General features: G+C 46.9%; 21 protein-coding genes and 2 tRNA genes. 20 read left to right on the top strand and 3 right to left on the bottom strand.

What is annotated here, in order from left to right:
- Window positions 1-48: 48 nt before the first annotated feature.
- From MKZ13_RS21170 to MKZ13_RS21080, 19 genes are all read left to right on the top strand, one after another.
- The gene (locus tag MKZ13_RS21170) at window positions 49-1,353 is read left to right on the top strand and encodes a dihydroorotase (RefSeq protein WP_145323139.1); all 1,305 of its coding nucleotides are present in this window, start codon (window positions 49-51) and stop codon (window positions 1,351-1,353) included.
- A gap of 455 nt (window positions 1,354-1,808) precedes the next feature.
- Window positions 1,809-2,951, top strand: a complete 1,143-nt coding sequence (carA, locus tag MKZ13_RS21165) for a glutamine-hydrolyzing carbamoyl-phosphate synthase small subunit (protein WP_047843735.1) — start codon at window positions 1,809-1,811, stop codon at window positions 2,949-2,951.
- 1 nt (window position 2,952) lies between these two features.
- Window positions 2,953-6,171 (top strand): carbamoyl-phosphate synthase large subunit, encoded by a 3,219-nt coding sequence (gene carB / locus MKZ13_RS21160; protein WP_047843734.1) that lies wholly within the window; start codon window positions 2,953-2,955, stop codon window positions 6,169-6,171.
- 103 nt (window positions 6,172-6,274) lie between these two features.
- A complete protein-coding gene (gene pyrF, locus MKZ13_RS21155) occupies window positions 6,275-7,015 on the top strand; it encodes an orotidine-5'-phosphate decarboxylase (RefSeq protein ID WP_272907465.1) in 741 nt (246 codons plus the stop codon).
- Window positions 7,012-7,653, top strand: a complete 642-nt coding sequence (gene pyrE, locus MKZ13_RS21150) for an orotate phosphoribosyltransferase (protein ID WP_339177940.1) — start codon at window positions 7,012-7,014, stop codon at window positions 7,651-7,653. The genes pyrF and pyrE overlap by 4 nt, the downstream gene beginning before the upstream one ends.
- A 289-nt stretch (window positions 7,654-7,942) precedes the next feature.
- Window positions 7,943-8,872, top strand: a complete 930-nt coding sequence (locus tag MKZ13_RS21145) for an ABC transporter ATP-binding protein (RefSeq protein ID WP_339177938.1) — start codon at window positions 7,943-7,945, stop codon at window positions 8,870-8,872.
- On the top strand, window positions 8,835-9,944 hold the full coding sequence (locus MKZ13_RS21140) for an efflux RND transporter periplasmic adaptor subunit (RefSeq protein ID WP_339177937.1): 1,110 nt from the start codon (window positions 8,835-8,837) through the stop codon (window positions 9,942-9,944). The genes MKZ13_RS21145 and MKZ13_RS21140 overlap by 38 nt, the downstream gene beginning before the upstream one ends.
- The gene (locus tag MKZ13_RS21135; protein WP_307534351.1) at window positions 9,944-12,868 is read left to right on the top strand and encodes an FtsX-like permease family protein; all 2,925 of its coding nucleotides are present in this window, start codon (window positions 9,944-9,946) and stop codon (window positions 12,866-12,868) included. Before MKZ13_RS21140 ends, MKZ13_RS21135 begins: the two co-directional genes overlap by 1 nt.
- Window positions 12,869-12,870: 2 nt before the next feature.
- Window positions 12,871-13,734 (top strand): ABC transporter ATP-binding protein, encoded by an 864-nt coding sequence (locus MKZ13_RS21130; RefSeq protein WP_036614799.1) that lies wholly within the window; start codon window positions 12,871-12,873, stop codon window positions 13,732-13,734.
- A gap of 21 nt (window positions 13,735-13,755) precedes the next feature.
- Window positions 13,756-15,207, top strand: a complete 1,452-nt coding sequence (locus MKZ13_RS21125; RefSeq protein WP_339177932.1) for an extracellular solute-binding protein — start codon at window positions 13,756-13,758, stop codon at window positions 15,205-15,207.
- A 131-nt stretch (window positions 15,208-15,338) separates the two neighbouring features.
- The gene (locus MKZ13_RS21120) at window positions 15,339-15,503 is read left to right on the top strand and encodes a hypothetical protein (RefSeq protein WP_017687342.1); all 165 of its coding nucleotides are present in this window, start codon (window positions 15,339-15,341) and stop codon (window positions 15,501-15,503) included.
- A gap of 71 nt (window positions 15,504-15,574) precedes the next feature.
- Window positions 15,575-15,648, top strand: a tRNA-Met gene (locus MKZ13_RS21115).
- A 56-nt stretch (window positions 15,649-15,704) separates the two neighbouring features.
- Window positions 15,705-15,778, top strand: a tRNA-Ile gene (locus MKZ13_RS21110).
- Window positions 15,779-15,959: 181 nt separating this feature from the next.
- Complete coding sequence (locus tag MKZ13_RS21105; RefSeq protein ID WP_237174401.1) at window positions 15,960-16,385, top strand: hypothetical protein; 426 nt, start codon at window positions 15,960-15,962, stop codon at window positions 16,383-16,385.
- 240 nt (window positions 16,386-16,625) lie between these two features.
- Window positions 16,626-18,182: a tetratricopeptide repeat protein gene (locus MKZ13_RS21100; protein WP_339177929.1), complete on the top strand. Its 1,557-nt coding sequence runs from the start codon at window positions 16,626-16,628 to the stop codon at window positions 18,180-18,182.
- 138 nt (window positions 18,183-18,320) lie between these two features.
- Window positions 18,321-18,500 (top strand): hypothetical protein, encoded by a 180-nt coding sequence (locus MKZ13_RS21095; protein ID WP_339177927.1) that lies wholly within the window; start codon window positions 18,321-18,323, stop codon window positions 18,498-18,500.
- Window positions 18,501-18,671: 171 nt separating this feature from the next.
- A complete protein-coding gene (locus tag MKZ13_RS21090) occupies window positions 18,672-19,346 on the top strand; it encodes a hypothetical protein (protein ID WP_339177925.1) in 675 nt (224 codons plus the stop codon).
- Window positions 19,347-19,462: 116 nt separating this feature from the next.
- Window positions 19,463-19,588 carry a sporulation protein YjcZ gene (locus MKZ13_RS21085; protein ID WP_083657089.1) on the top strand — a complete coding sequence of 42 codons (126 nt, stop codon included), beginning with the start codon at window positions 19,463-19,465 and terminating at the stop codon, window positions 19,586-19,588.
- A gap of 159 nt (window positions 19,589-19,747) precedes the next feature.
- The gene (locus MKZ13_RS21080; protein WP_339177921.1) at window positions 19,748-20,077 is read left to right on the top strand and encodes a DUF1904 family protein; all 330 of its coding nucleotides are present in this window, start codon (window positions 19,748-19,750) and stop codon (window positions 20,075-20,077) included.
- 41 nt (window positions 20,078-20,118) lie between these two features.
- On the opposite strand, the gene MKZ13_RS21075 is transcribed toward MKZ13_RS21080, so the two are convergent.
- The 3 genes from MKZ13_RS21075 to MKZ13_RS21065 all read right to left on the bottom strand — a co-directional run bounded on the left by MKZ13_RS21075 (window position 20,119) and on the right by MKZ13_RS21065 (window position 21,675).
- Window positions 20,119-20,682 carry an MFS transporter gene (locus MKZ13_RS21075; RefSeq protein WP_339177918.1) on the bottom strand — a complete coding sequence of 188 codons (564 nt, stop codon included), beginning with the start codon at window positions 20,680-20,682 and terminating at the stop codon, window positions 20,119-20,121.
- A gap of 30 nt (window positions 20,683-20,712) precedes the next feature.
- Window positions 20,713-21,342, bottom strand: coding sequence for an MFS transporter (locus tag MKZ13_RS21070; RefSeq protein WP_339177915.1), 630 nt, complete (start codon window positions 21,340-21,342; stop codon window positions 20,713-20,715).
- Between the two features lie 144 nt (window positions 21,343-21,486).
- On the bottom strand, window positions 21,487-21,675 hold the full coding sequence (locus tag MKZ13_RS21065; protein WP_145323098.1) for a DUF6199 family natural product biosynthesis protein: 189 nt from the start codon (window positions 21,673-21,675) through the stop codon (window positions 21,487-21,489).
- A gap of 314 nt (window positions 21,676-21,989) precedes the next feature.
- Between MKZ13_RS21065 and MKZ13_RS21060 the strand changes: the two genes are divergently transcribed.
- Window positions 21,990-23,138 carry an ATP-binding protein gene (locus MKZ13_RS21060; protein WP_339177913.1) on the top strand — a complete coding sequence of 383 codons (1,149 nt, stop codon included), beginning with the start codon at window positions 21,990-21,992 and terminating at the stop codon, window positions 23,136-23,138.
- The last annotated feature ends 35 nt before the right edge of the window (window positions 23,139-23,173 follow it).

Here is a 23,173-nt window from a genome sequence, read left to right as displayed (position 1 = left end):
CATCCGGCTTGCCTGGTAAGCCGGACAGAACCGAAGCGGAGGACAATTATGCTACAGATTATAAAAAACGCGAACATCTTGAACCAACAAGGGGAACTTGAACGGAAAACCATCATTATAGATGAAGGTAAAATTAAAAAGATCGCTGGTCTGGAAGACCAAGTTGTACTGGATGCCGAAAAGTCAGCGCATCATGTGACAGACGCATCAGGCAAACTGGTCATTCCCGGATTGATCGATATGCACGTGCATCTGCGTGAACCTGGATTCGAACACAAAGAGACAATCGAGACAGGTGCCCGTTCAGCAGCACAAGGTGGTTTTACAACAATCGCTTGCATGCCGAACACGAGACCAGTTACAGATACAGCGGAAGTTGTGAAACTGGTATTGGATAAAGCCAAAGAAGCTGATCTGGTGAAAGTGTTGCCTTATGCAGCCATTACAAAAAACGAACTGGGTCGTGAACTTACCGATTTTGCCGCATTAAAAGAAGCTGGGGCTATTGGATTCACAGATGACGGTGTAGGCGTACAAAACGCTCAAATGATGAAAGATGCCATGAGCCTCGCGGCAAGCATGGATATGCCCGTGATCGCTCACTGTGAAGATGACTCACTGGTTGTTGGTGGATATGTGACGGAAGGTGAGTTTTCGAAGCGTCACGGCATCAAAGGGATTCCAAATGAATCCGAAGCTATCCACGTTGGCCGTGATATCCTGCTCGCAGAAGCAACGGGAGTTCACTACCATGTCTGTCACGTAAGTACAGAGCAATCGGTTCGCTTGATTCGTCTAGCGAAGTCCATCGGCATTAAAGTAACTGCTGAGGTGTGTCCGCACCATCTGGTGTTATCGGATGAAGATATCCCGGGCATGGACGCCAACTGGAAAATGAACCCGCCTCTGCGCTCACCACGCGATGTGCAGGCTTGTATCGAAGGTTTGCTGGACGGCACGTTGGATATGATCGTAACTGATCACGCGCCACACAGTGAAGAAGAGAAAGCCAAAGGCATGGAGCTGGCACCGTTCGGAATCGTAGGATTCGAAACAGCCTTCCCGCTGCTGTACACGAAGTTTGTGGAAACAGGACTGTGGAGCTTGGACTTCCTGGTGAAACGTATGACAGCTGATCCGGCACGTGTATTCCGACTGGATACAGGCAAACTGGAAGAGGGAGCACCAGCGGATATCACGATGATTGACCTGAACGAAGAAAAAGCAGTTGATCCTGCAACGTTTGCAACCAAAGGAAGAAACACTCCATTCACAGGCTGGAAGCTGAAAGGCTGGGCCACACAAACATGGGTGGATGGCAAAAGCGTATGGAGCAACACTGTACAACAATAAAACGGTAATTTAGTAAATTGATAAATTAGTAACGCTATATCTTTAAATCTTTAAATCAGCAATAGTAACTCTTAACTTTTTTAAAACAACAAATCTTTTTTAAATCTAACTCTAGCTCTAACTCTAGAACTTAATCTATAACTTTTTACACCAGTAACATCTTTTCAACTAACTCGAGGCAAATCATGCCGAGAGTCTAACATACGAAACAAGCAAAGTTGAATGTCATGATTTTGAACTTGGACTCCAACGTAACTGCGGAGCGGACAGAAAAGACCCGAAGAAGCAAAGCGTTCGCCTTTATCACCGGATTACATCATTTGAAAAATGATAAAAAGTAATCCGGGGATAACAGCGATCAAAGGGTTTTCTGTACGCGGAGCCGCACAATCGTAACGTCACGCATGTTCAACTCAAAATATTCAACGTTGATAAACACAGAGGAGTGAAATGGGATGCAGGCACAGGCAAGATTATTGTTGGAAGACGGCACACTGTTCACCGGGAAAGCATTTGGTGCTGAAGGTGAAACTACAGGTGAGGTCGTTTTTAATACGGGAATTACAGGCTATCAAGAGGTGCTTTCGGATCCTTCCTATTGCGGTCAAATCGTGACCATGACGTATCCACTGATCGGAAACTACGGTATTACGCGTGATGACTTTGAGTCGATTCGTCCATACGTGCACGGTTTCGTTGTGCGTCGTCATGAGCCAACGCCAAGCAACTGGCGTGCGGAATACAGCGTAGACAATCTGCTCAAAGAATACGGCATCGTAGGAATCAGCGAAATTGATACACGCATGTTGACTCGCCGGATTCGTCACCACGGCACAATGAAGGGAATTCTCACAACAGGATCGAAGCCTGTGGAAGAACTGCTGGAGATGATGGGAGACACCACCATTGCCGAGCTGCGTAACCAGGTGCCAATGACTTCTACAGAACATGTCTACAACAGCCCGGGAACGGCTGAGCGTATTGTGCTCGTGGATTATGGTGCTAAAACAGGAATCTTGCGCGAACTCAGCAAACGTAACTGTGACGTTGTTGTTGTTCCACACGATGTAACAGCAGACGAAATTCGTCGCCTGAACCCGGACGGCATTCAACTGTCCAACGGTCCTGGGGACCCGAAAGACGTACCTCACGCAGTTAACATGATCAGTGAACTGCTTGGCGAATACCCGATCTTCGGTATCTGCCTGGGTCACCAGTTGTTCGCACTTGCAGCAGGAGCAGACACCGAAAAACTCAAGTTTGGACATCGCGGAGGAAACCACCCGGTGAAAGAACTGGAGAGCGGACGTTGCTTCATCACATCCCAGAACCATGGATTTACCGTAAACGAAGAGTCTGTGAAGAGTACAGACCTGGAAGTTACACATATCAACAATAACGATAAGACCATTGAAGGTCTGAAACATAAATCATTCCCGGCATTCTCGGTTCAATATCACCCTGAAGCAGCCCCGGGTCCTTACGACAACAGTTATCTGTTTGACCGCTTCATCGAGATGATTCGCGAGCACAAAATCACTAACCCGCAAAAGCCGCGTCAAGCCGTATTGGCAGCCGCAGTGAAAGGAGCACAATAACATGCCGATTAACAAAGATCTCAAAAAAATCCTGGTGATTGGTTCCGGTCCAATCGTCATCGGTCAAGCGGCCGAGTTTGACTATGCCGGTACACAAGCCTGCCAGGCTCTGAAAGAAGAAGGCGTGGAAGTTGTACTTATCAACAGCAACCCGGCGACCATTATGACAGATACAAACATGGCTGACAAAGTATACATCGAACCAATCACCCTGGATTTTGTAACCCAAATCATCCGTCAGGAGCGTCCAGATGGCTTGTTGCCAACACTGGGTGGTCAAACAGGACTGAACATGGCTGTAGAGCTGGCTCGTGCAGGCGTGCTGGAACGTGAAAATGTGAAATTGCTCGGAACGCAACTGACATCCATCGAGAAAGCGGAAGATCGCGATCTGTTCCGTGACCTGATGCGTGAATTGGAACAACCTGTACCAGAGAGTGTAATCGTAACGACACTTGAAGAATCACTTGAATTTGCGAATGAGATTGGTTATCCAATCATCGTGCGTCCAGCCTATACACTGGGCGGAACAGGCGGCGGAATCTGTGCGAACGAAGAAGAGCTGCGTGAGACGGTGGCAGCGGGAATTCGTTACAGCCCGATCGGGCAATGTCTGGTCGAGAAGAGCATTGCAGGCATGAAAGAAGTCGAGTATGAGGTTATGCGGGACAAAAACGATAACTGTATCGTTGTCTGCAACATGGAAAACTTTGACCCGGTAGGTGTTCACACAGGCGACAGTATCGTCGTAGCACCAAGCCAAACCCTGTCGGACCGTGAATATCAAATGCTGCGTTCAGCTTCCCTGAAAATCATCCGTGCCCTGAACATCGAGGGTGGATGTAACGTACAGTTTGCACTGGACCCACACAGCTTCCAATACTATGTTATCGAAGTAAATCCACGGGTAAGCCGTTCATCAGCTCTGGCTTCCAAAGCAACGGGTTATCCGATTGCAAAAATGGCTGCCAAAATTGCCATGGGTTATACCTTGGATGAAATCGTGAACCCGGTAACAGGCCAAACGTATGCTTGCTTCGAGCCTACACTGGATTATATCGTGAGCAAAATCCCACGCTGGCCGTTCGACAAGTTCATCTCGGCGAACCGTAAACTGGGAACGCAGATGAAAGCAACAGGCGAAGTCATGGCGATTGGCCGGACATTCGAAGAGTCGATCCACAAAGCGGTTCGTTCCCTGGAAATTGGCGTACATCGCCTCTACCTGAAGGATGCCGAAACGCTGGACGAAGCTACCCTGAACGAACGTCTGATCAAAGCAGATGATGAGCGTATCTTCCTGATTGCCGAAGCATTCCGCAGAGGGTATACGTTGCAACAACTGCAAGACCTGACCAAGATTGACTGGTGGTTCCTGGACAAAATCGAAGGTCTGATCGCATTCGAAGATCGCATTCGCGAAGAATCCGAATTGTCTTCCGACATTCTGTATCAAGCGAAACGCCTTGGATTCACAGACCGTGCCATTGCTGAACTGCGTGCGCAAGGTCAACCAGGAGGCACATTAACAACTGAAGCGGAAGTTAGAACTCGTCGGGAAGCAGAGAATCTGCGCCCAGTGTACAAAATGGTAGATACATGTGCGGCTGAGTTTGAAGCCACAACGCCATATTACTACTCCACTTACGAGACAGAAAATGAAGTAATCCCTTCTGACAAGAAAAAAGTTGTGGTACTGGGTTCAGGACCAATCCGGATCGGTCAAGGGATCGAGTTCGACTACTCTACTGTACACGCAGTATGGGCATTGCAAAAAGCAGGCTATGAAGCAGTCATTATCAACAATAACCCGGAGACGGTGTCTACGGACTTTAATACATCGGATCGCCTGTACTTTGAACCGCTCTTCTTCGAAGATGTCATGAACGTGATTGAACAGGAGAAACCAGTAGGAGTTATCGTACAATTTGGTGGTCAAACGGCCATCAACCTGGCAGCACCACTGCGTAATGCAGGTGTAACCATTCTTGGAACGGATCTGGAAAGTATCGATGAGGCGGAGGATCGCAAGAAGTTCGAGCGTCTGCTCTCCCGTCTGGAGATTGCACAGCCAAAAGGTAAAACGGTCATTTCCGTTGATGATGCAGTAGAAACAGCTCAAAGTCTGGGCTACCCGGTACTGGTTCGTCCTTCCTACGTACTCGGCGGTCGTGCGATGGAGATTGTATACTCCGATGCTGAATTGCTGACATACATGGAACAGGCGGTTAAAATCAATCCGGAGCATCCGGTCCTGATCGACCGTTACATGATGGGTAAAGAAGTTGAGGTTGACGCCATCTGTGATGGTGAAACGGTATTGATTCCGGGAATCATGGAACATATCGAGCGTGCAGGGGTTCACTCTGGTGACTCCATCGCGGTATATCCTCCTCAACATCTGTCCCAGGATTTGAAAGAGAAAATTGTAGAGATTACAATCAAAATTGCGAAAGAACTGAAAACGGTAGGTTTGGTCAACATCCAGTTTGTTATCCATGATGGTCAAGTGTACATTATCGAAGTGAACCCGCGTTCATCCCGTACCGTACCATTCCTGAGCAAAGTAACCAACATTCCGATGGCTAACTTGGCAACACAAGCTATTCTGGGTGTGAAACTGAAAGATCTTGGTTATGTCGATGGACTGTGGCCTGAATCGGATCATGTATCTGTTAAAGTTCCGGTCTTCTCCTTCGCGAAGCTGCGTCGTGTAGAACCAACCCTCGGACCTGAGATGAAGTCTACAGGTGAGGTTATGGGTCGTGACCCGAATTACGCTAAAGCGTTGTTCAAAGGTCTCATCGGCGCAGGAATGAAAATTCCGGCAACCGGAGCGATCGTAGTAACTGTAGCAGACAAAGACAAAGACGAAGCGGTTCCTTTGCTCGAAGGTTTCTACAGACTGGGTTACAAAATCATGGCTACCGGCGGAACAGCAGCTGCGCTTGAAGCAGCGAACATTCCAGTAACGACTGTGAACAAATTAAGTGAAGGTTCGCCGAACATTCTGGATATGATCCGCAGCGGCGAAGCAAACTTTGTCTTCAACACACTCACCAAAGGCAAAACACCGCAGCGTGATGGATTCCGTATCCGTCGTGAAGCGGTAGAAAACGGCATTGTATGTATGACTTCATTGGATACGATTCGTGCGCTGCTGATCATGCTGCAAACGATCAACTTCTCTTCGGAAGCAATGCCTGTCTTTGTAAAATAAATAACTCTCTGATGAAGGACATCAGTCAGCCTGCGGGCTGGCGGGATGTCCTTTATATCGGGCAAAAACGGAAAAAATGAGCAAGTGGAGGGGAGCGCTGGTGATGAATCAAGCGAGTTTCAATGAAATGGCTGGCCGTCTGATGGTGGCACTGGATTATCCTGGAGCGGAAGAAGCGAAAGCATTGGTACAAGCTCTTGAAGGCATTCCCTGTTATCTGAAGGTGGGCATGCAGCTGTTCTACGCAGCAGGACCGGACTTTATTCGGGAGCTGAAATCCAAAGGGTACTCCGTTTTTCTGGATGTGAAAATGCATGACATTCCCAACACCGTTCGTGGCGGTGCTGAAAGTATCACACGTCTTGGGGTAGACATGTTCAATGTACATGCAGCAGGTGGAGCCCTTATGATGCGCGCTGCACGTGAAGGTGCTGAGGCAGCAATCGCTGCCGATCCTTCCCTTAGCAAGCCCGAGATCATTGCAGTCACCCAACTGACCAGTACAAGTCTGGAAACGATGAATAACGAGATTGGCATCCCGGGAAGTGTGGAAGCTGCTGTGGTCCGTTATGCAGGACTAGCCCAAGAGGCCGGACTCGATGGGGTTGTTGCTTCTCCACTGGAAGTGCCCGCAATTCGGGCAGCGTGTGGCAGTGCTTTTCATACCGTTACACCAGGAATTCGTCCAGCGGGTAGCGGTCTGGGAGATCAGACACGCGTCTTGACGCCAGGTGAAGCCATCGCCAGAGGCAGTCATTACATTGTTGTAGGCAGACCCATTACTGGCGCTCCCAATCCGCGTGAAGCGGCAGAAACCATTTTGAAGGAGATGTTGAACGCATGATCGAACTGAATGAGATTCCGAATCATATTGCTTCCCAACTGTTGAAAATTAAAGCCGTGGCGTTACGTCCGCAGCAGCCATTTACATGGACATCCGGCATCAAATCACCGATATACTGCGATAACCGTTTAACGATGTCCTATCCCGAGATTCGTAATGATATCGCTGAAGCCTTTGCAACGATTATTCGGAACCAATACCCGGATGCAGAAGTCATTGCAGGTACGGCAACAGCAGGTATCCCGCATGCTGCCTGGGTGGCCCAGAAGCTGAATCTGCCGATGGCCTACATTCGTGATAAAGCCAAAGGACACGGTAAGAAGAACTTGATTGAAGGTCTGATTGCCGAAGGGCAAAAAGTGGTTGTCATCGAAGACCTGATCTCTACAGGCGGCAGTTCGATCAAAGCGGCAGAAGCCGTACGCCTAGCAGGTGCAACACCTCTCGCCGTGCTTGCGATCTTCAGCTACCAGCTGGATAAGGGTGTTAAAGCATTCGAAGACGCAGGAATTCCACTTCAGACGTTGTCCAATTACACGGCTCTGATGGATGTGGCTTTGGCTCAGGGAACGATTCAGGAGAGTGACTTTGAATTGCTCAAATCTTGGCGTGAAGATCCTTCTTCATTTGGTAAATAATATAATTGATAGCTCAAAAAAATGTTCATGACTGAACAGTATCAAAATTGTAATACTTGCTGTCATAACGGCAAAACCATCGAATATCAAGAGGCATCCCGCACTTTGGGATGCTTTTTTCGTTTGTTCATCAAAATATAAACTTTTTCCCTCTACCGTTGTAAAAAGCTTGTAACTTTTAGTTGGGATCGGTCGTTTATAATTCAGTGTAGGATGGAACAGATTTCTAATTTTAGGTTTTTTGAAGAAATGAACGGGATTTTAAGAAAGGATGAGCGTGATTGATGGCATGAAGAATTTATTTTCCAGAAAGAGATCTGCCAAGAGCCAGTCAGGCGATGAACATCAACAGGAGGAAACACCGTTGGAGGCATCGACGGAGTCGGGGGAAAATACATACATAAGTGAACCTGCGCACCCGACAAGTGAAGCATCTTTATCTGAAAATGAAATTGGTTCGGATGAAGTGGCTGCAACGGCTGTCACTACCGTTGATGAACCCCAGAAGAAGATCAAACCAAAGAAGGATATGCTGCCTCCATATGATGGACCTGTACTGGAAGTTCGTAATGTACATCGCAGTTTCCAGACAGGCAGTCGCATCATCCATGTGCTCAAAGGCATTGATATGGAAGTGAATCCGCAACAACTGGTCATGCTGAAGGGGCGTTCAGGTTCAGGCAAAACAACGTTGCTGAATATGCTCGGTGGATTGGATCAGCCTTCAAGTGGAGACATTCTGTTCTCCGGTCAGCCTCTTCAGGATTGGGGAGACCGGCGGCGAACCGCTTTGCGGCGCAAGGAGATTGGTTTTATTTTTCAGGCGTATGCACTAATGCCCTTATTGTCTGCTTGGGAAAATGTAGAGTTGTCGCTGCGAATGGCGGATGTGCCACGAGCGGAATGGAAGGACAGGGTTGGTCATTGTCTGGATCTGGTAGGACTATCCAAACGGGTGAAGCACCGTCCTTTTGAGATGTCCGGGGGAGAGCAGCAGCGGGTGGCTATAGCCAAGGCGATTGCCCACAGACCCAGATTGTTGCTTGCGGATGAGCCTACAGCGGAACTGGATTCCAAGATGGGCGCACAGGTTATGGCGGTATTCCGCAATATTATTGAAGTAGAACAAGTAACGATATGTATGACAACACACGATCCTACTATTTTGGAGGTTGCGGACCATGTTTATGAAATGGCGGACGGCAGATTTATCAAGTAAAGGGGCCGCTCCGAAGAGGGGGAAACGCGCAGCACTTATTGTACTTGGTGCAATAATGGTTGCAACGATGTCCGGCTGCTCATTGCTGCCGTCAGAAACAGAGGAAGAAGTGCTTCCGCCTATCACACCACCAACGATCTCCAAGAAACCGGAATATGAAGTCCGGACGGAAACGTTGGAGAAAAAAGTAAGTGGCAGCGGTAAGATGATGAGTCAGCGGGAAGAGAAGGTGTACTTCACGCTTGATGGCATGCATGTCAAAGAGTTAAATGTTAAACCAGGGGATAAAGTGAAAAAAGGCCAGCTTCTGGCCGTGCTCGATGTGGAAAGTGTAGAGAAAGAGATCCGTGGCAAGAAACTGGCTATTCGCAAATCCGAAGTTCAAATGAAGGAAACACTCCGCAAGAAGGATGAGATGGACCCGGTAGAGTTCGAAGAATCAACGATTGCGTTTGAAGAACTACGCCAGGAACTCGCTGATCTGGAGGAACAACTGGGCAAAGCCACGTTGACCGCTCCGTTTGGTGGCACCGTTATTGCTGTGCAGGTAGAGAAGGGTGCAGCCGTGAAAGCGTATGATCCGATTGCTACGATTGCGGATACATCCAATCTGGTTGTGGCAGCTACCTTTGCCAAGGAGGATCTGGAGAAGTTCTCCGCGGGTATGAAGGCAGAAGTAGATATTAATGGAGCTGGTAAAGTCGCTGGCAAAATTAAAGTCATGCCTATCGCGGAAGCATCGGGAAGCGGTAGTGGCGAAGGGACGGGTGAAGGTGGTACGCCTCCAACCAAGGAAACGCTGGATAAGTATGTCATCGTTACACTTGCAAAAATGCCAAAAGGCGTCGAACGTGGCACACCACTATCGGTCTCGATTGTAACGCAGCGTACCGAGAACGCAATTGTGATTCCTGTATCCGCTTTGCGCTCCATCGGCTCAAGAACGTACGTACAAGTGGTGGAGAGTGATGGCAGTAAGCGTGAAGTGGACGTTGAAGTTGGACAGCAGACATCGACAGATGTCGAGATTCTGAAAGGTCTGACCGTAGGTCAGAAAGTAGTGGGACGCTAATGGGGCTGCCATTGCTTCGGCTGCTGTTCCGCAAAATGTGGAACACGCGCTGGATGACCTTCAGCACACTGATCGGATTGATTGTGGCGGTAGCGTTCACCGTCAGTATTCCAATGTATGCCGATGGTGCGTTGAAACGGGTCGTCGCGCAAACGCTGCAGGATAACAGTGAAGGGTTGCCAGCCGGTTCGTTGCTTATGAGTTATCAGGCACCCGGTGGCGTGAAGACAGACACACGGGGTCTGGATGAAGTCGATCGTTATATTCGTGAGGATGTTCCTCGCGACATTGGGTTTCCTTTTCATACGTATGTGAATTCGAGATCCATTCGCAGCACAGAGGTGAGCCCTGAAGATCCAACCAAAGTGGATGCCAGCAGGGCGCGCAGTATGAGTCTGGGTACGATGAGTGGGCTGGATGCACAGGTGAATTACTCTGCCGGGGTGAAACCTGGAAACCAGGTCAAAGATGACACGATCGAGGCAGTCATGTTGGAAGAGGGTATGTACCGTAACGACCTGCATATCGGTGACATTCTGGAATATCCGGTATATAGCGGTCTTGATATCACGTTACGTGTGAAGATTACGGGTTCCTTCAAGGCAGATGATCCGAACAGCCCTTACTGGGTACAAGGATTTGACGGCATGATGAATGGACTTTATGTGGATGAATCGGTTTTTAATGATGTTTTACTGAAGGAAAAAGGGATTCCACTTCAAAATTCACGTTGGTATTATGCCTTTGATCTGAAAGAAATTCAAACCAGCCAGTTATCAGGTCTGACTTCCATGCTGGAAAGGCTGGATATTGATCTGTACCAGCGGCTGAAAGATACAAAAGTGGACATCACCTTTGGTGATCTGCTTAAGCAGTTCCGCAGTCAGAGTCTGCAACTGCAGACGATGTTGTTTACCTTGGCAGCACCGATGATTGCGATGGTCTTTTATTTTATTGCGATGAATGCCAGACAGTCATTACAAAAGCAAGAGAGTGATATTGCGGTATTGCGCAGCCGTGGAGCTTCAGCTCGGCAGATCTTCTCTCTCTACCTGCTTGAAGGCATATTTCTGGGCGCTATTGCACTGGTTATTGGGCCGTTGCTTGGTTGGTTTATGGCCAAAAGTATCGGTTCAGCAAGTGGCTTTCTCTCGTTCGTAGATCGAAAATCTATTCCGATCGGTGTATCAAAAGAAGCCATTCTCCTGGGCGTAGCAGCGGTCCTTGTTGCGATCATCGCATCCCTTATCCCTGCGATAACCTATGCACGGGCAACCATTGTATCGGCCAAACGGCGGCAAGCACGGACAGACCGTGCTCCAGTATGGCAACGTTGGTTCCTGGACGTTGTGTTGCTGGGTCTGGCTGGATATGGATACTACCTGTTCTATGAACGTCAGATGTTGACCTTCCAGACGGGAATGACAACCGATCAGCTGCAGGTACAGCCGTTTCTGTTCTTTGTACCCGCACTCGCGATCTTTGCGCTTGGACTATTCTTCCTGCGCTTGTTCCCATGGATATTGAAGCTCATCCAGCTGATCGGCCGTAAGTTTCTCCCGGTCCCGCTGTATCTGACATTAACACAGTTGTCACGTTCATCTTCTTCATATTATCCGCTGATGATCCTTCTTGTACTGACACTGGGACTTGGGGTATACAACTCGGCTGCTGCTCGGACGATTGATCTGAATTCCACTGAGCGTACCTTGTACCGTTATGGGTCTGATGTGATTATGCAGACTGTGTGGGAAGGAACACCTGAGGTTAAACCTGGTGGTTCCGGACAGAATGGCGGTACGGGTGGAGGTCAACAAGGTGGTGGCAATGGAGGAGGAGGTTCTGCTGGAGGGGGTTCTGGCGGAGGAAATGGCGGTGGAGGTGCTCCAGGTGGTGGCGGTGGCGGTTCTTCACAGCCATCCAAAGTCATCTACTCCGAACCTCCATTCGAAGTGTTCCGCAGATTAGATGGGGTTGAACATGCAGCACGCGTGCTGCAGACCAAGGGCAATATTATCGTCTCTGGTAAATCGGGCGGACAGGGGATGCTGGTCGGAATTGATAATGTGGACTTTGCTCAAGTGGCATGGTTCCGCAACGATCTGTTCCCGGCACATCCCTACAAGTACCTTGACTTGCTTGGTAAATATGAAGGGGCTGTGTTGATCTCTTCCAAATTTGCTGACAAGTTCAAACTCAAAACTGGAGATCTTGTCTCCATGGGTGTACAGGGACAGGCGATTGAATTCGTCGTGTTTGGGATCATTCCTTACTGGCCAGCCCAGTATCCGGATCAGATGCCATTTTTCGTGGCGAATCTGGATTATATCTATGATCAGGTGCCTCTGATTCCTTATGAGGTATGGCTGAAAATGGAACCGGATGCCAAAGTGGCTCCGCTTATGGAGAAACTTGCAGCAGAGGGCATTGAGTTATCTTCTGTGCGTGACGTCCGCACCGAATTGGTGTCTCAGGGTAAACATCCGTCAAGAGGTGGCGTATTCGGGATTCTGAGCCTTGGTTTCCTGGTATCCGTTATTATCTCGTTGATTGGATACGTGCTGTACTGGTTCTTCAACCTGTCTGGCCGTGTTGTGCAGTTTGGTGTATTACGGGCCATGGGGTTATCCCGGGCACAACTGAGCGGTATGCTGCTGCTGGAGCAGGTGTTCACAGCGGGGCTATCGATCCTGCTGGGTATTGGGATTGGTCAGGTATCCAGTCGTTTATTCCTGCCATTCCTGCAAACGACGGATAATGTATCTGCTCAGGTACCTCCGTTCCGGATTGTGTTTGAACAGCAAGATATGTTGCAACTGTATGGGGTCACTGTGGTGATGCTAGTCATTGGTGCAACGATGTTGCTCTGGCAGATTCGCAGATTGCGGGTTCACCAGGCAGTCAAAATGGGAGAGGAGAGGTAAACGTGATCCAATGCGAAGGACTTGTCAAAATTTTTAAATCCAGCGATGTGGAAGTCGTTGCCCTTCAGGGTCTCAACCTGACTGTCAATCAAGGTGAAATGATGGCCATCATCGGTAACAGCGGTAGCGGTAAATCCACACTGCTGAATATTCTGGGCGGGCTTGATCGTCCTACGGCTGGTACGGCCGTTGTGGGAGACTGGGATTTGCTCAAGATGACAGATGCCCAATTGGTCGAATACAAACGTCATACGGTAGGTTTTATCTGGCAAAATAACGGTCGTAACTTGCTGCCTTATCTCACTGCACTGGAAAATGTGGAGACTCCCATGATTCTGGGAGGCAAGCGTGATCGTGCTTACGCGAAACAGTTGCTCGAATGGGTAGGCCTTAAGGATCGGATGCATAACAAATTGCATCAATTGTCAGGAGGAGAGCAACAACGGGTAGCGATTGCGATCTCATTATCCAATCGTCCCAAAATTCTGCTTGCAGATGAACCAACCGGTTCGGTCGATTCCGAGACATGTGATACCATCATGGGCATTTTCCGAAGAATGAACAAGGAACTCGGCGTTACGATTGTCATCGTTACCCATGACTTGACGCTTGCTGGCAAGGTAGACCGGATCGTTGCGATTCGGGACGGCTTGACCAGTACCGAGTTTGTGAAGCGCAATCCAAATTTGGATGATGAGCATAACTTGTCCGAAGCGGGTATGCCGGACATTCACGAAGCATTTGTCATTATTGACCGTGCAGGACGGCTTCAGGTGCCAAAAGAGTATCTGGAGGCCTTATCCATTGATAATCGGGCTACATTGGAATTTGACGGTGAACGTATTGTTATTACGCCGCCAAGATAATTAATGAGGGGGAATTGGAAGATGAAGAACAGCTTGTGGGGAAAACGTGTGCTGGCAGTCATCGCTACTGCGACGCTGGCACTGCCGCTGATTGCCGGCTGTACGGCAAGTGAGGCCAAGGATACGGAACAGCGTGTATTACGTGTGGCAACGTTGTGGGGAGGACAGGATGATAGTTACTTCCGTCAGCAGTTCACCGATGCTTTTGAATTGACACATCCCAATGTAACCATCGAAATTGTGGCTGCTGTTGATCAGAGCAGCATGTATGGGTATGGCAACACGGAAGAACAGCCGGAAGTTCCGGATACGATGGAGAGTCTGAAGAAGATTATGACTGGGGATAACCCGGTTGACGTTATCGTGGCTGATACCGCCACAGTGAAATCATTAATTCAGGAGAATCTGGTGAAACAGCTGGACCCACTGATGCAGGAAGATAAGTTTGATACCAGTGATATCGTGCCTAGTGTACTGGAGGGAATTAAGGACCTTGGGGATCAGAGCATTTATGCATTGACACCAACGTTCTCCTCATCGGCTTTGTTCTATAACAAGGGTATGTTTGCAAAAGCAGGCGTGGAACCGCCAACGGACAACATGACATGGGATGATATTTTCAATTTGGGTACCCGTCTAACGAAAGGTGAAGGTAAAGATCATGTATTTGGTTTCTCCTTCACGACATATCAGGGTGGTTCGCCGTACTACTCCATGCAGCAGTACTACAGCTCGTTGCAGCTGAAGACGTTTGATGACAAAGCAGAGAAGATGACAGTAGATTCTCCTCAATGGGAGAAAGTGTGGAGCACCATCAGCAAACTTGCGATTGACAAAGTTATTCCTAAAGGCGACGAACCACAGGATCAGGATCCGAGTGGGCGTTATGATCCAGTACAGGGTGACCTATTCCTGAGTGGCAAGTCAGCCATGGTTATTGGTGATTACAGCTATATTAATCAATTAATTGATGCCAATAAAAATGCGGATAAAATGAAAGACTTTACGAAAGTGGATTGGGATGTGGTAACACCGCCAGTTCACCCGGAAGCTCCTGAAATTGGAGGCAGCATCTATCTGAGCAACCTCATGGCGATTAATAGTGCGGCTCAGAACCCGGATGATGCGTGGGAACTGATCAAGTACATGAACAGTGAGGACTGGGCTAAGATCAAAGCACGTAGCAGCTACGAGATGGTATCACGGAAGAGCTTCATTAAACCCAAAGACGGCCTGGATTATAACATTCAAGCATTCTATGCGCTGAAGCCGATTCCGCCAACCAATACCAATCTGGATAAAATGTATCAAAAATCCCCAGGCTTATGGCAAGTCAATGAAAAAGGTATGGAATATTTCAACCAAGTGCTAGAGAATAAAAAGACACCAAAAGAAGCGCTTGGTGAGTGGGCAGCTAAAGGAAACGAGATGCTGGAGAAATTGAAAAAGGATCCTAAAGCTACGTTTCAATAAGATTTGATGAAGTAGTCATATCATGATAAGGATAGCCGCTGAAGATTTTAATCTTTGGCGGCTATTTTTATGAAAATGGGGTATTCTACAAAAAGCAGGAATAAATGACGACTCCGGAAAGGACGAGCGGTATGCACTGGGTATATTTCAGCAAGTTGTATGCAACCAAATTTCAGGCAGGATGTCTGGCCAAACGTATGGAGCAAGATGGGTGGATTTATGGTCATAATGAACCAGCAGAAGTCGAAGTGTATCGTTCACGCAAAGGTCGTTATGGTGTACGTTTTATTCCCTGACATTACCCCTTGACTTATTAGGGTATTATGGTGTATATTAATTAAGTCGCTGTTTTAATATTTCTTACTGACGCGGGGTGGAGCAGCCCGGTAGCTCGTCGGGCTCATAACCCGAAGGCCGCAGGTTCAAATCCTGCCCCCGCAATTTAGTTTCACTTGGATGATTCACAGCCATCATCTGCACGTTATACATTATGTCTAGGGCCCTTAGCTCAGTTGGTTAGAGCGGTCGGCTCATAACCGATTGGTCACAGGTTCGAGTCCTGTAGGGCCCATACTCTTAAAACCCTTGCCTAGCAAGGGTTTTTTTCTGTCTGCATTTAGCGGCTGGGTCAAAAGGTAAAAAGTCATCAAGGAACTGTTGGTATGCCCTTTTTTGCGCATCTCAATGTATGTCCATGCCGTATATCAAATCTCGCATATACTATCCTATCCCACACACAGGAGGTAGATTTCATGAGTCAATTTATTGATGCAAGAACCTCGCAGAATGCGAGTTTGGCAGGATCAATCTCCATACCCATCCTTGTAGTTAACACGCCTCAGTTATTTGGACAGATTGGTTTGATAACCACTGCTGGCATTGGAGCAAACCCACGGGTTCAGTTCAAGGGAACTGTGTCTGTGCAACTTCCATTGGCGGTTGCTGGAATAACCATTACGATTGTCAGAGGAACTGCGCCAACAGACCCTGTCATTTATTCTGCAACTTCTACGTTTAGCTTGAGCATCTTGGCACCTCAGATTATTACCTTCTCTGCCGATGACTTCAATCCGCCAATCACACCGCAATTGACGTATACTGCATTTGTGAGCTCTAACTTGTTGGGAACAGTCCGTGTTGGCCCTGAGAACTTCGACGGAGTTTTGTATTCCGATTAATGTTGAGTGCACCTGCTCCAAAGTGGATTAGATCAATCAGTTTTCAAAATGAAGGACATCACAGGCCTGCCCTCAAAAGCAGGTTTTTTTCTTGTTGAAAGGGAACACTGACTTCATCGAGTCGATAAGGTTCTATGATATAATACATTACAGAGATTGGAATGGTATTCGATAATAAAGTGATACATGAACATCTAAGAATCTTATGAAATTATAGATAGAAAGCAGGTTTAACGTTTAATGACGTCAAATGAAATTCAACGTTTTCGTTACAGCGAAGCCCCGGTCTGGGATTGGCAGCGAGCTTACTATGAACAGAAAGGGCTAGAGGCTTGGACTGAGAATCAGGTGCCTCAATATATTACCAGTAATCCAATGATTGCAACTGCGTATGCAGAGATGATTTTTGGTTTTCTCCAGGACCTCGCGAACAAGGGACAGATCACCGAGACTGTGACCATTCTGGAACTTGGGGCGGGAGTAGGGCGTTTGGCGCATCAAATCCTCGTTAAACTGATCGAGTTAAAGGATTTTGCCGGAATAGAGTTACCTCCATTCAGATATGTGATGACGGATCTCGTAGCGGAGAATGTACTGGGTTGGCAGGAGCATCCATCCATGCAATCCTTTATTCAACAAGGTATAGTGGATTTTGCACGTTTTGACGCTGTAGCGGATACGGAGTTGAATCTGGCCGTTGCAGGTACGGTTATTCGGCCCGGTGATCTGAAACAACCGTTGTTGTTGATTGCTAATTACTTTTTTGACAGCATTCCACAGGAATTAATCTACATTGGGGATGGCGAGATCTATGAGTGCGATCTGCTTGTACAATCCCCGGATCGTCGTCTTGATCTTGAGCCTGCTGAGATGCTGAAGAACATGACGCTGAGTTATGAATATCGCCGAGAGCCGGAATACAGTGCGGATAACTATCCTTATCAGGAGCTTATCACATTGTACAAAGAGGAACTGGAGGATTCGCACATTCTGTTCCCTGCAATCGGGTTGTCCTGTCTCGAACGGTTGAACAAGCTGTCACAGTCAGGTTATGTGTTGATTACCGCTGATAAAGGGGATCATCGCCTGGATAACTGGAAGTTCGCAGAGCCACCTGAATTTGTTCTTCATGGGAGCTTTTCTCTAACGGCTAACTACCATGCCATTCAATATGTCTTGGAACAGCAGGGTGCCTATACACGATTCACAACACATCATTATAAAGATCTGAATGTTGGATGCATGTTGGTGGTGGAGGAACCCATCATTTATGTGAACACTCGTCTGGCCTACCATCGATTTGTTGAACGTTTTGGCCCGGATGACTTTTTCAGCATGAAACAATGGATAGACCAACGGATCGAAAGTATGGAGTTGAAGCATATTTTGCCGTTTTGGCGTCTGGGCGGGTATGATGCTGAGTTCTTGATTCACAGTGCGACGCACATTTCCAGTCTTCTTCCTGATGCAAGTGATGAGGAAATGCTTGATATTCAGTCTGGTATTCATACGATGTGGTCGTCCTACTATGTGATGGAGCATCAAGGAGGTCTCGCATTTCTGGCAGGGCAGCTGTTATATGAGATGCATATGTATGAGGATGCCAAACGGTTTCTGGAGATATCATTGGTTGCAGACCCGAGTAACCATAATCCAGCCGTCTTATACGATTTGGCTGTGTGCTGTTATGAACTTGAACTGGAAAAAGAAACCCTGTCATATACCCATAAAGTATTGGCTCTGGAACCTGATCATGAAGAGGCAGCAGCGTTGCTCCAGAGTTTCGAGTTGATCTGAACGGAACGATTGTAGTTTGTCTCCTGTATGTAAAATGTTGGTTAAGGTTGTATATAAAATTGAAACTCATTTGGGGTGTAATCGCATTAATGGGATATTCAACCAATCATCTATTTCAACAGCAAAGGAGACAAAAATATGAAAAAAGCCTTATCCGTTGTGTTATATCCATTAATGTGGGTTGTTGGTGCATTTAGCGTTCTGTCTGTTAATGCAAACAGTGCTGCAGGCAGCGCCCTTTTTGTGAAAGATATCGCGACAGATCGAAGCTATGATGGGCAGGCGATATATGATAGTATTGAACGTAGAAATGCCTAACTACATATCATTCAACTGTAAAGGTAATTGTTTCAGCGAGCAATAACATGAGAACCAATTACTCTTGAAGCGAAGTACGGTGAGCAGGAGTTCTGTCCGTACAACCTTTAAGCCGGTTTCGTACCTTATTCAGGTATGAACCGGCTTTTATTTATGAATGGGGGATGCCAGATGAAGATTATCATTGGACAACCGAGGCTCGAACAGGATTTGTTGCAGCTTGAAGCCGAACTCAAGCAACATCCTGATGCAGATGTATTATTTTTTCCTGAAGGTTATCTGAACCAGAATGTTGAGGAAGCTTGCAGGTTGGCGGCTGAATATGGGACCATGATTGTATCGGGTCATCGCAGACTGAACGAACGTCCAAAGGACCGATCGATTATGATCAGTAAGGCTGGAGAGATTGTATCGGAGAAAGCAAAATATACACCTGCTGAGACGGCTCAGGAACAGGGTTGGGTAATAAGCACTTTGTTGTGTGATGAGCTGGTCCTGCAAGGATTTTGCAACGAGAATATAGGAAATGTGGACATTGTGATGCATTCCATTGGTGTGGGGATGTTCAGTGAAGAGCAGTACAGTGAGTGGGTCGAAGGGGCTCGGCAGATCGCCTTGCAGCATCAATGTATTGTCATGGGGACAAGCCATGCGGATGGTTCATACCGTGATAGCGGGATCTCCATTCCAATCGCTTATTGTATAACTCCTGATGGAGAGGTTGTTCTGGCATCCCGAAGTGATACACGTACTCGTACAATCCTTCTGATCAGAGGAAATACAGACCCTTCACCTCAGGAGTCACATGAAATACAACTGAGAATCTCCATCGACCCATCTGGTTAAGTTACCAGGCATGAATACCAGATGAATGGGCTGATGAACTTGCCGAATCGCCCGGTCACTTGCGCGGAATACGCATATGTTATGGCATACCTTGAAATTCAAAGGAGGCCAATCAAATGAGTCAAGTTGGATACGGTTGTGGTGGTAATGTTGGAGGATTTGGCGGCGGATGGACTTCTACAAGCGCAATTCTCGTACTGTTCATTCTGCTCGTGATCATCACAAAATCTTTCTGGCTGTAAGTCACGTATAGAAACGTGCAAACAGTAGCTCCGCTGAGACTTCAGCGGGGCTTTTCCTATTTATAAGAAGCCACATATGCCATCCGTGACATTTGACAACTGAAAACAATGTGCTTAAAATCACATAAGAGACTATTAACAGAGATTGAAGGGATAGCAATGCCGTTTATTCGCTTTAAAGGATTCACAGGTCCTCAGCTAGAGGAAGTTGTACCCCAAATTACAGAGCAGATGGCCCTAATTACTCATATTCCAAGGGAGAGAATGAAGGCAGAGCGTCATGATGTCCAATCGCTAACACCTTCTCCGGCTTCTATAGAGATTCTGATGTTTCAACGTGACCAGGAGATTCATAATCGGATTGCATCGTCGGTGCAAGCTATTTTGGAAGAAGCATACATGCCGGATGTGCATATTTTCTTCAATATATTGTCACCTAATTTGTATTATAAAAAAGGCAGGCCGCTGACAGATTATCGATTGGATTGAGATTGTGAGGGACGAGCAGAATGTTGCTCGTCTCTTTTGATTTACATATTTTTCGTATGTTTAGTAATGGGATGGTTCCTGTGAATCCTGCTCAACGATAATGAGCATATCGCAGACACAATAAACAAGGCTCCACCGATAAGGTATACCCATCGAACGCCCAGTTGATCTGCGACTAGACCAAAGATGACTATGGATACACTCATAACCGTGGATATCAGGACGCCATGAGTGGTGTATACCTTGGTTAGAGATTCGACAGGTACACTGTTCTGAAGCGCTGTCTGCTGAGCCACATCACGAATCTGATTAACTGGACCCATGAGTATGCATAACACCAGAGCGAGCCAGGGCAGGTTGTTTAGACCATAAACGACGGTCAGCAGGCTGAAGAGAAGAGAACCCATGGTCATACTAGCGATTAGATGTTTCTGAATACGTTTGGCCAGTGCAAGAGCCAGAATACCTCCAAGCATGGTTCCAGCAGCGTAACTCGAGTTCATGAGTCCCCACCAACCTTCTCCTCGTCCCAGAGCTTCTTTTGCAAAGGCCAGCGTAACAGCTCCGATCCAGATGGAACCCGCAAGTGCTTGGGCAATGTCCATAAGCGTAATCAGTCGTAAGGATGGATTGTTCTAAAGTATACTCCAACCTTCCCTCAATACATTCCGCGATACAGCAGATTTCTGAGGTTGTTCTACATTCCGTGTGAGCGAGCCCATGGCAATCATGAAGATTAGAACGGCCCAGGACAGGCTTGTAGCTGCCCAGAAGGTCTGTGACGCCCCCCAGTTCATCACGGCGAATCCCGTCATGGCGTAACCGACAATGGTTACAGTCTGATTGGAGAAAGATAGTAGGCTATTTGCTTTTATAAGGTCTTCACCTTGAACCAATCGTGGCGTTAAAGTCTTCAGTAACGGAGTTTCCCATCCGTCCAAAAAGGATAGTATGACCACTCCGATCAATAGAAGCGGCAATTGTGAAATCAAGTGATTCAACGAAATGGCTATACAGGTCATGATTAATGTTTTGGCTATGGAAATGCTGATCATTAGTCTGGAGAATGGGAAACGGTTCACAAGTAATGGCAAAGTGAAACCTGCTATTATGCGTGTAATGATCTGAATAAGTGGAAACATTGCAGCAGAGAGTACCGATCCAGTGAGACCGTATATATACGTAGTAATGACCATGATATATATGACATTAATAAGCGAGAGCAGCGTTTTGGCGGCCCAGTACGGATAAAATGCGATGTTCATGCCAATGATGTCCTTTCCGAAACGATATATCTATATTACGGGCATTGTCATCTTCGCACCACAAACAAAGTTATCATTTTCCCGTCATTTCAGCACAAAAAAAGAAACTGCCCAATAGGACAGTTGTCTTCGGATTTCTATAGTTCATGCCATAGTCAGAGTGAAGGCGATAAGCAACATCAACAAGCTGGTCATTCTGACCATAGTCATATAAGGCCTGCTGGGCTCCGTTTCACCCCGGGAAATCCAGCCATATCGTAGATACCAGCCGAATTTTGGGAAACAGAAATTGATGATGCACAGGATCATGAATATAAAAAAGAGGGTTCTCATACCCATCTTCCTTTCTTGACTTACATAACAGATCTCATCTTAACGTTTGCGTCTGGTAAAAAAGACTACAATCAAAATGATAATGATGATAATTAACAGAAATTTCATGTATGTTCCTCCTGATGAGTTGTTAGATTATTGTGGGATGTTAGTTATCAACTATTACCCAAGAACCACATGACTTGAATAACTGTGTTACAATTATAATATATTGGTTTTATATCAACACATACCATTCGGTTAGTTTTCTCTCCTTATAATGTACGATTGCAGAATATATAAACATTAATGTGTATGAGATGAAGGAGGAAGGCATGAGCCAACATAATCAACTCCCATTACAATGGGAATTTATCATCTCGAAAGTGAAATCCTCCGTGACGGTGGTCGATGCTACCTTGCCTGAGCTTCCGCTCATGTATGTAAACGAACACTTTACCCGGCTGACAGGATACACGTATGAAGAGTCTGTCGGACTCAATTGCCGATTTTTGCAAGGGCAGGATACAGACTCCGAAACGGTAATGCAGATCCGTGATGCATTAAAGAAACAACAATCCATTAAGATTGATATCTTAAATTATACAAAAAGTGGTCAGAAGTTCTGGAACGAACTGAATATTGATCCGATCTTTAATGAATCCGGAGAGTGTTTATATTTTGTAGGCATTCAATACGATATTTCAGAACGGAAGTATGCTGAACAGCAATTGAAGTTTGCCGCTTCCATGGCTGAGATGAACAGCAGAGGGCAATTGGAATTCATCGGCAAGTTGAATCACGAGCTTCGTACCCCGCTTAACGGCATTATGGGTATGATCGAACTTGTCGGTATGGGTGAAACTACGGATGAGCAGAAAGAATATCTTGAGTTAGCACGTCAATCAGGTGAGGCGCTACTTAACATCATTAACAATAGCCTGGATATGGCGAAACTGGGCAGAGGCAAAATGGATGTTGAAAACATTGAGTTTCAACCTCTAAAGCTGATTCAACAGATTGTAAAGACACATGAGCCTGCGGCACGGAATAAACACATACGTCTGCTCTGTCATGCTGATCTGAATGTTCCGGATGTGCTTATCGGTGATCCGCTAAGACTTCGGCAGGTACTGGATAATTTACTGAGTAATGCGATCAAGTTTACAGAACAAGGTGAAGTGCAGTTACAGGTGGATGTGAGGCAACAACTGATGGATACCTTTGTACTGATGTTCTCTGTGCGTGATACGGGGATTGGCATTCCCCAGCATCGGATCGAACAATTGTTTGATGCATTTATTCAGACCGACATCTCCCATGCGCGCCGATTTGGCGGAAGCGGTCTGGGTCTGACCATCTGCAAAGAACTGCTGGAACTGATGAATGGCCAGATTTCGGTGGAGAGTACTGAGGGGAAAGGCACAAAGTTTGAGGTCATACTGCCCTTGCTGCGCCAACAGGCCATTCCCAATGTAGGATAATCAAACAAGCTGGACAGCCGGGCGGTCTCGGCTGT

The sequence above is a fragment of the Paenibacillus sp. FSL R5-0701 genome (assembly GCF_037973995.1).
GTDB lineage: Bacteria > Bacillota > Bacilli > Paenibacillales > Paenibacillaceae > Paenibacillus.
Note: the sequence above shows the minus strand (reverse complement) of the source record. Positions and strands in the feature narration are given on the sequence as shown.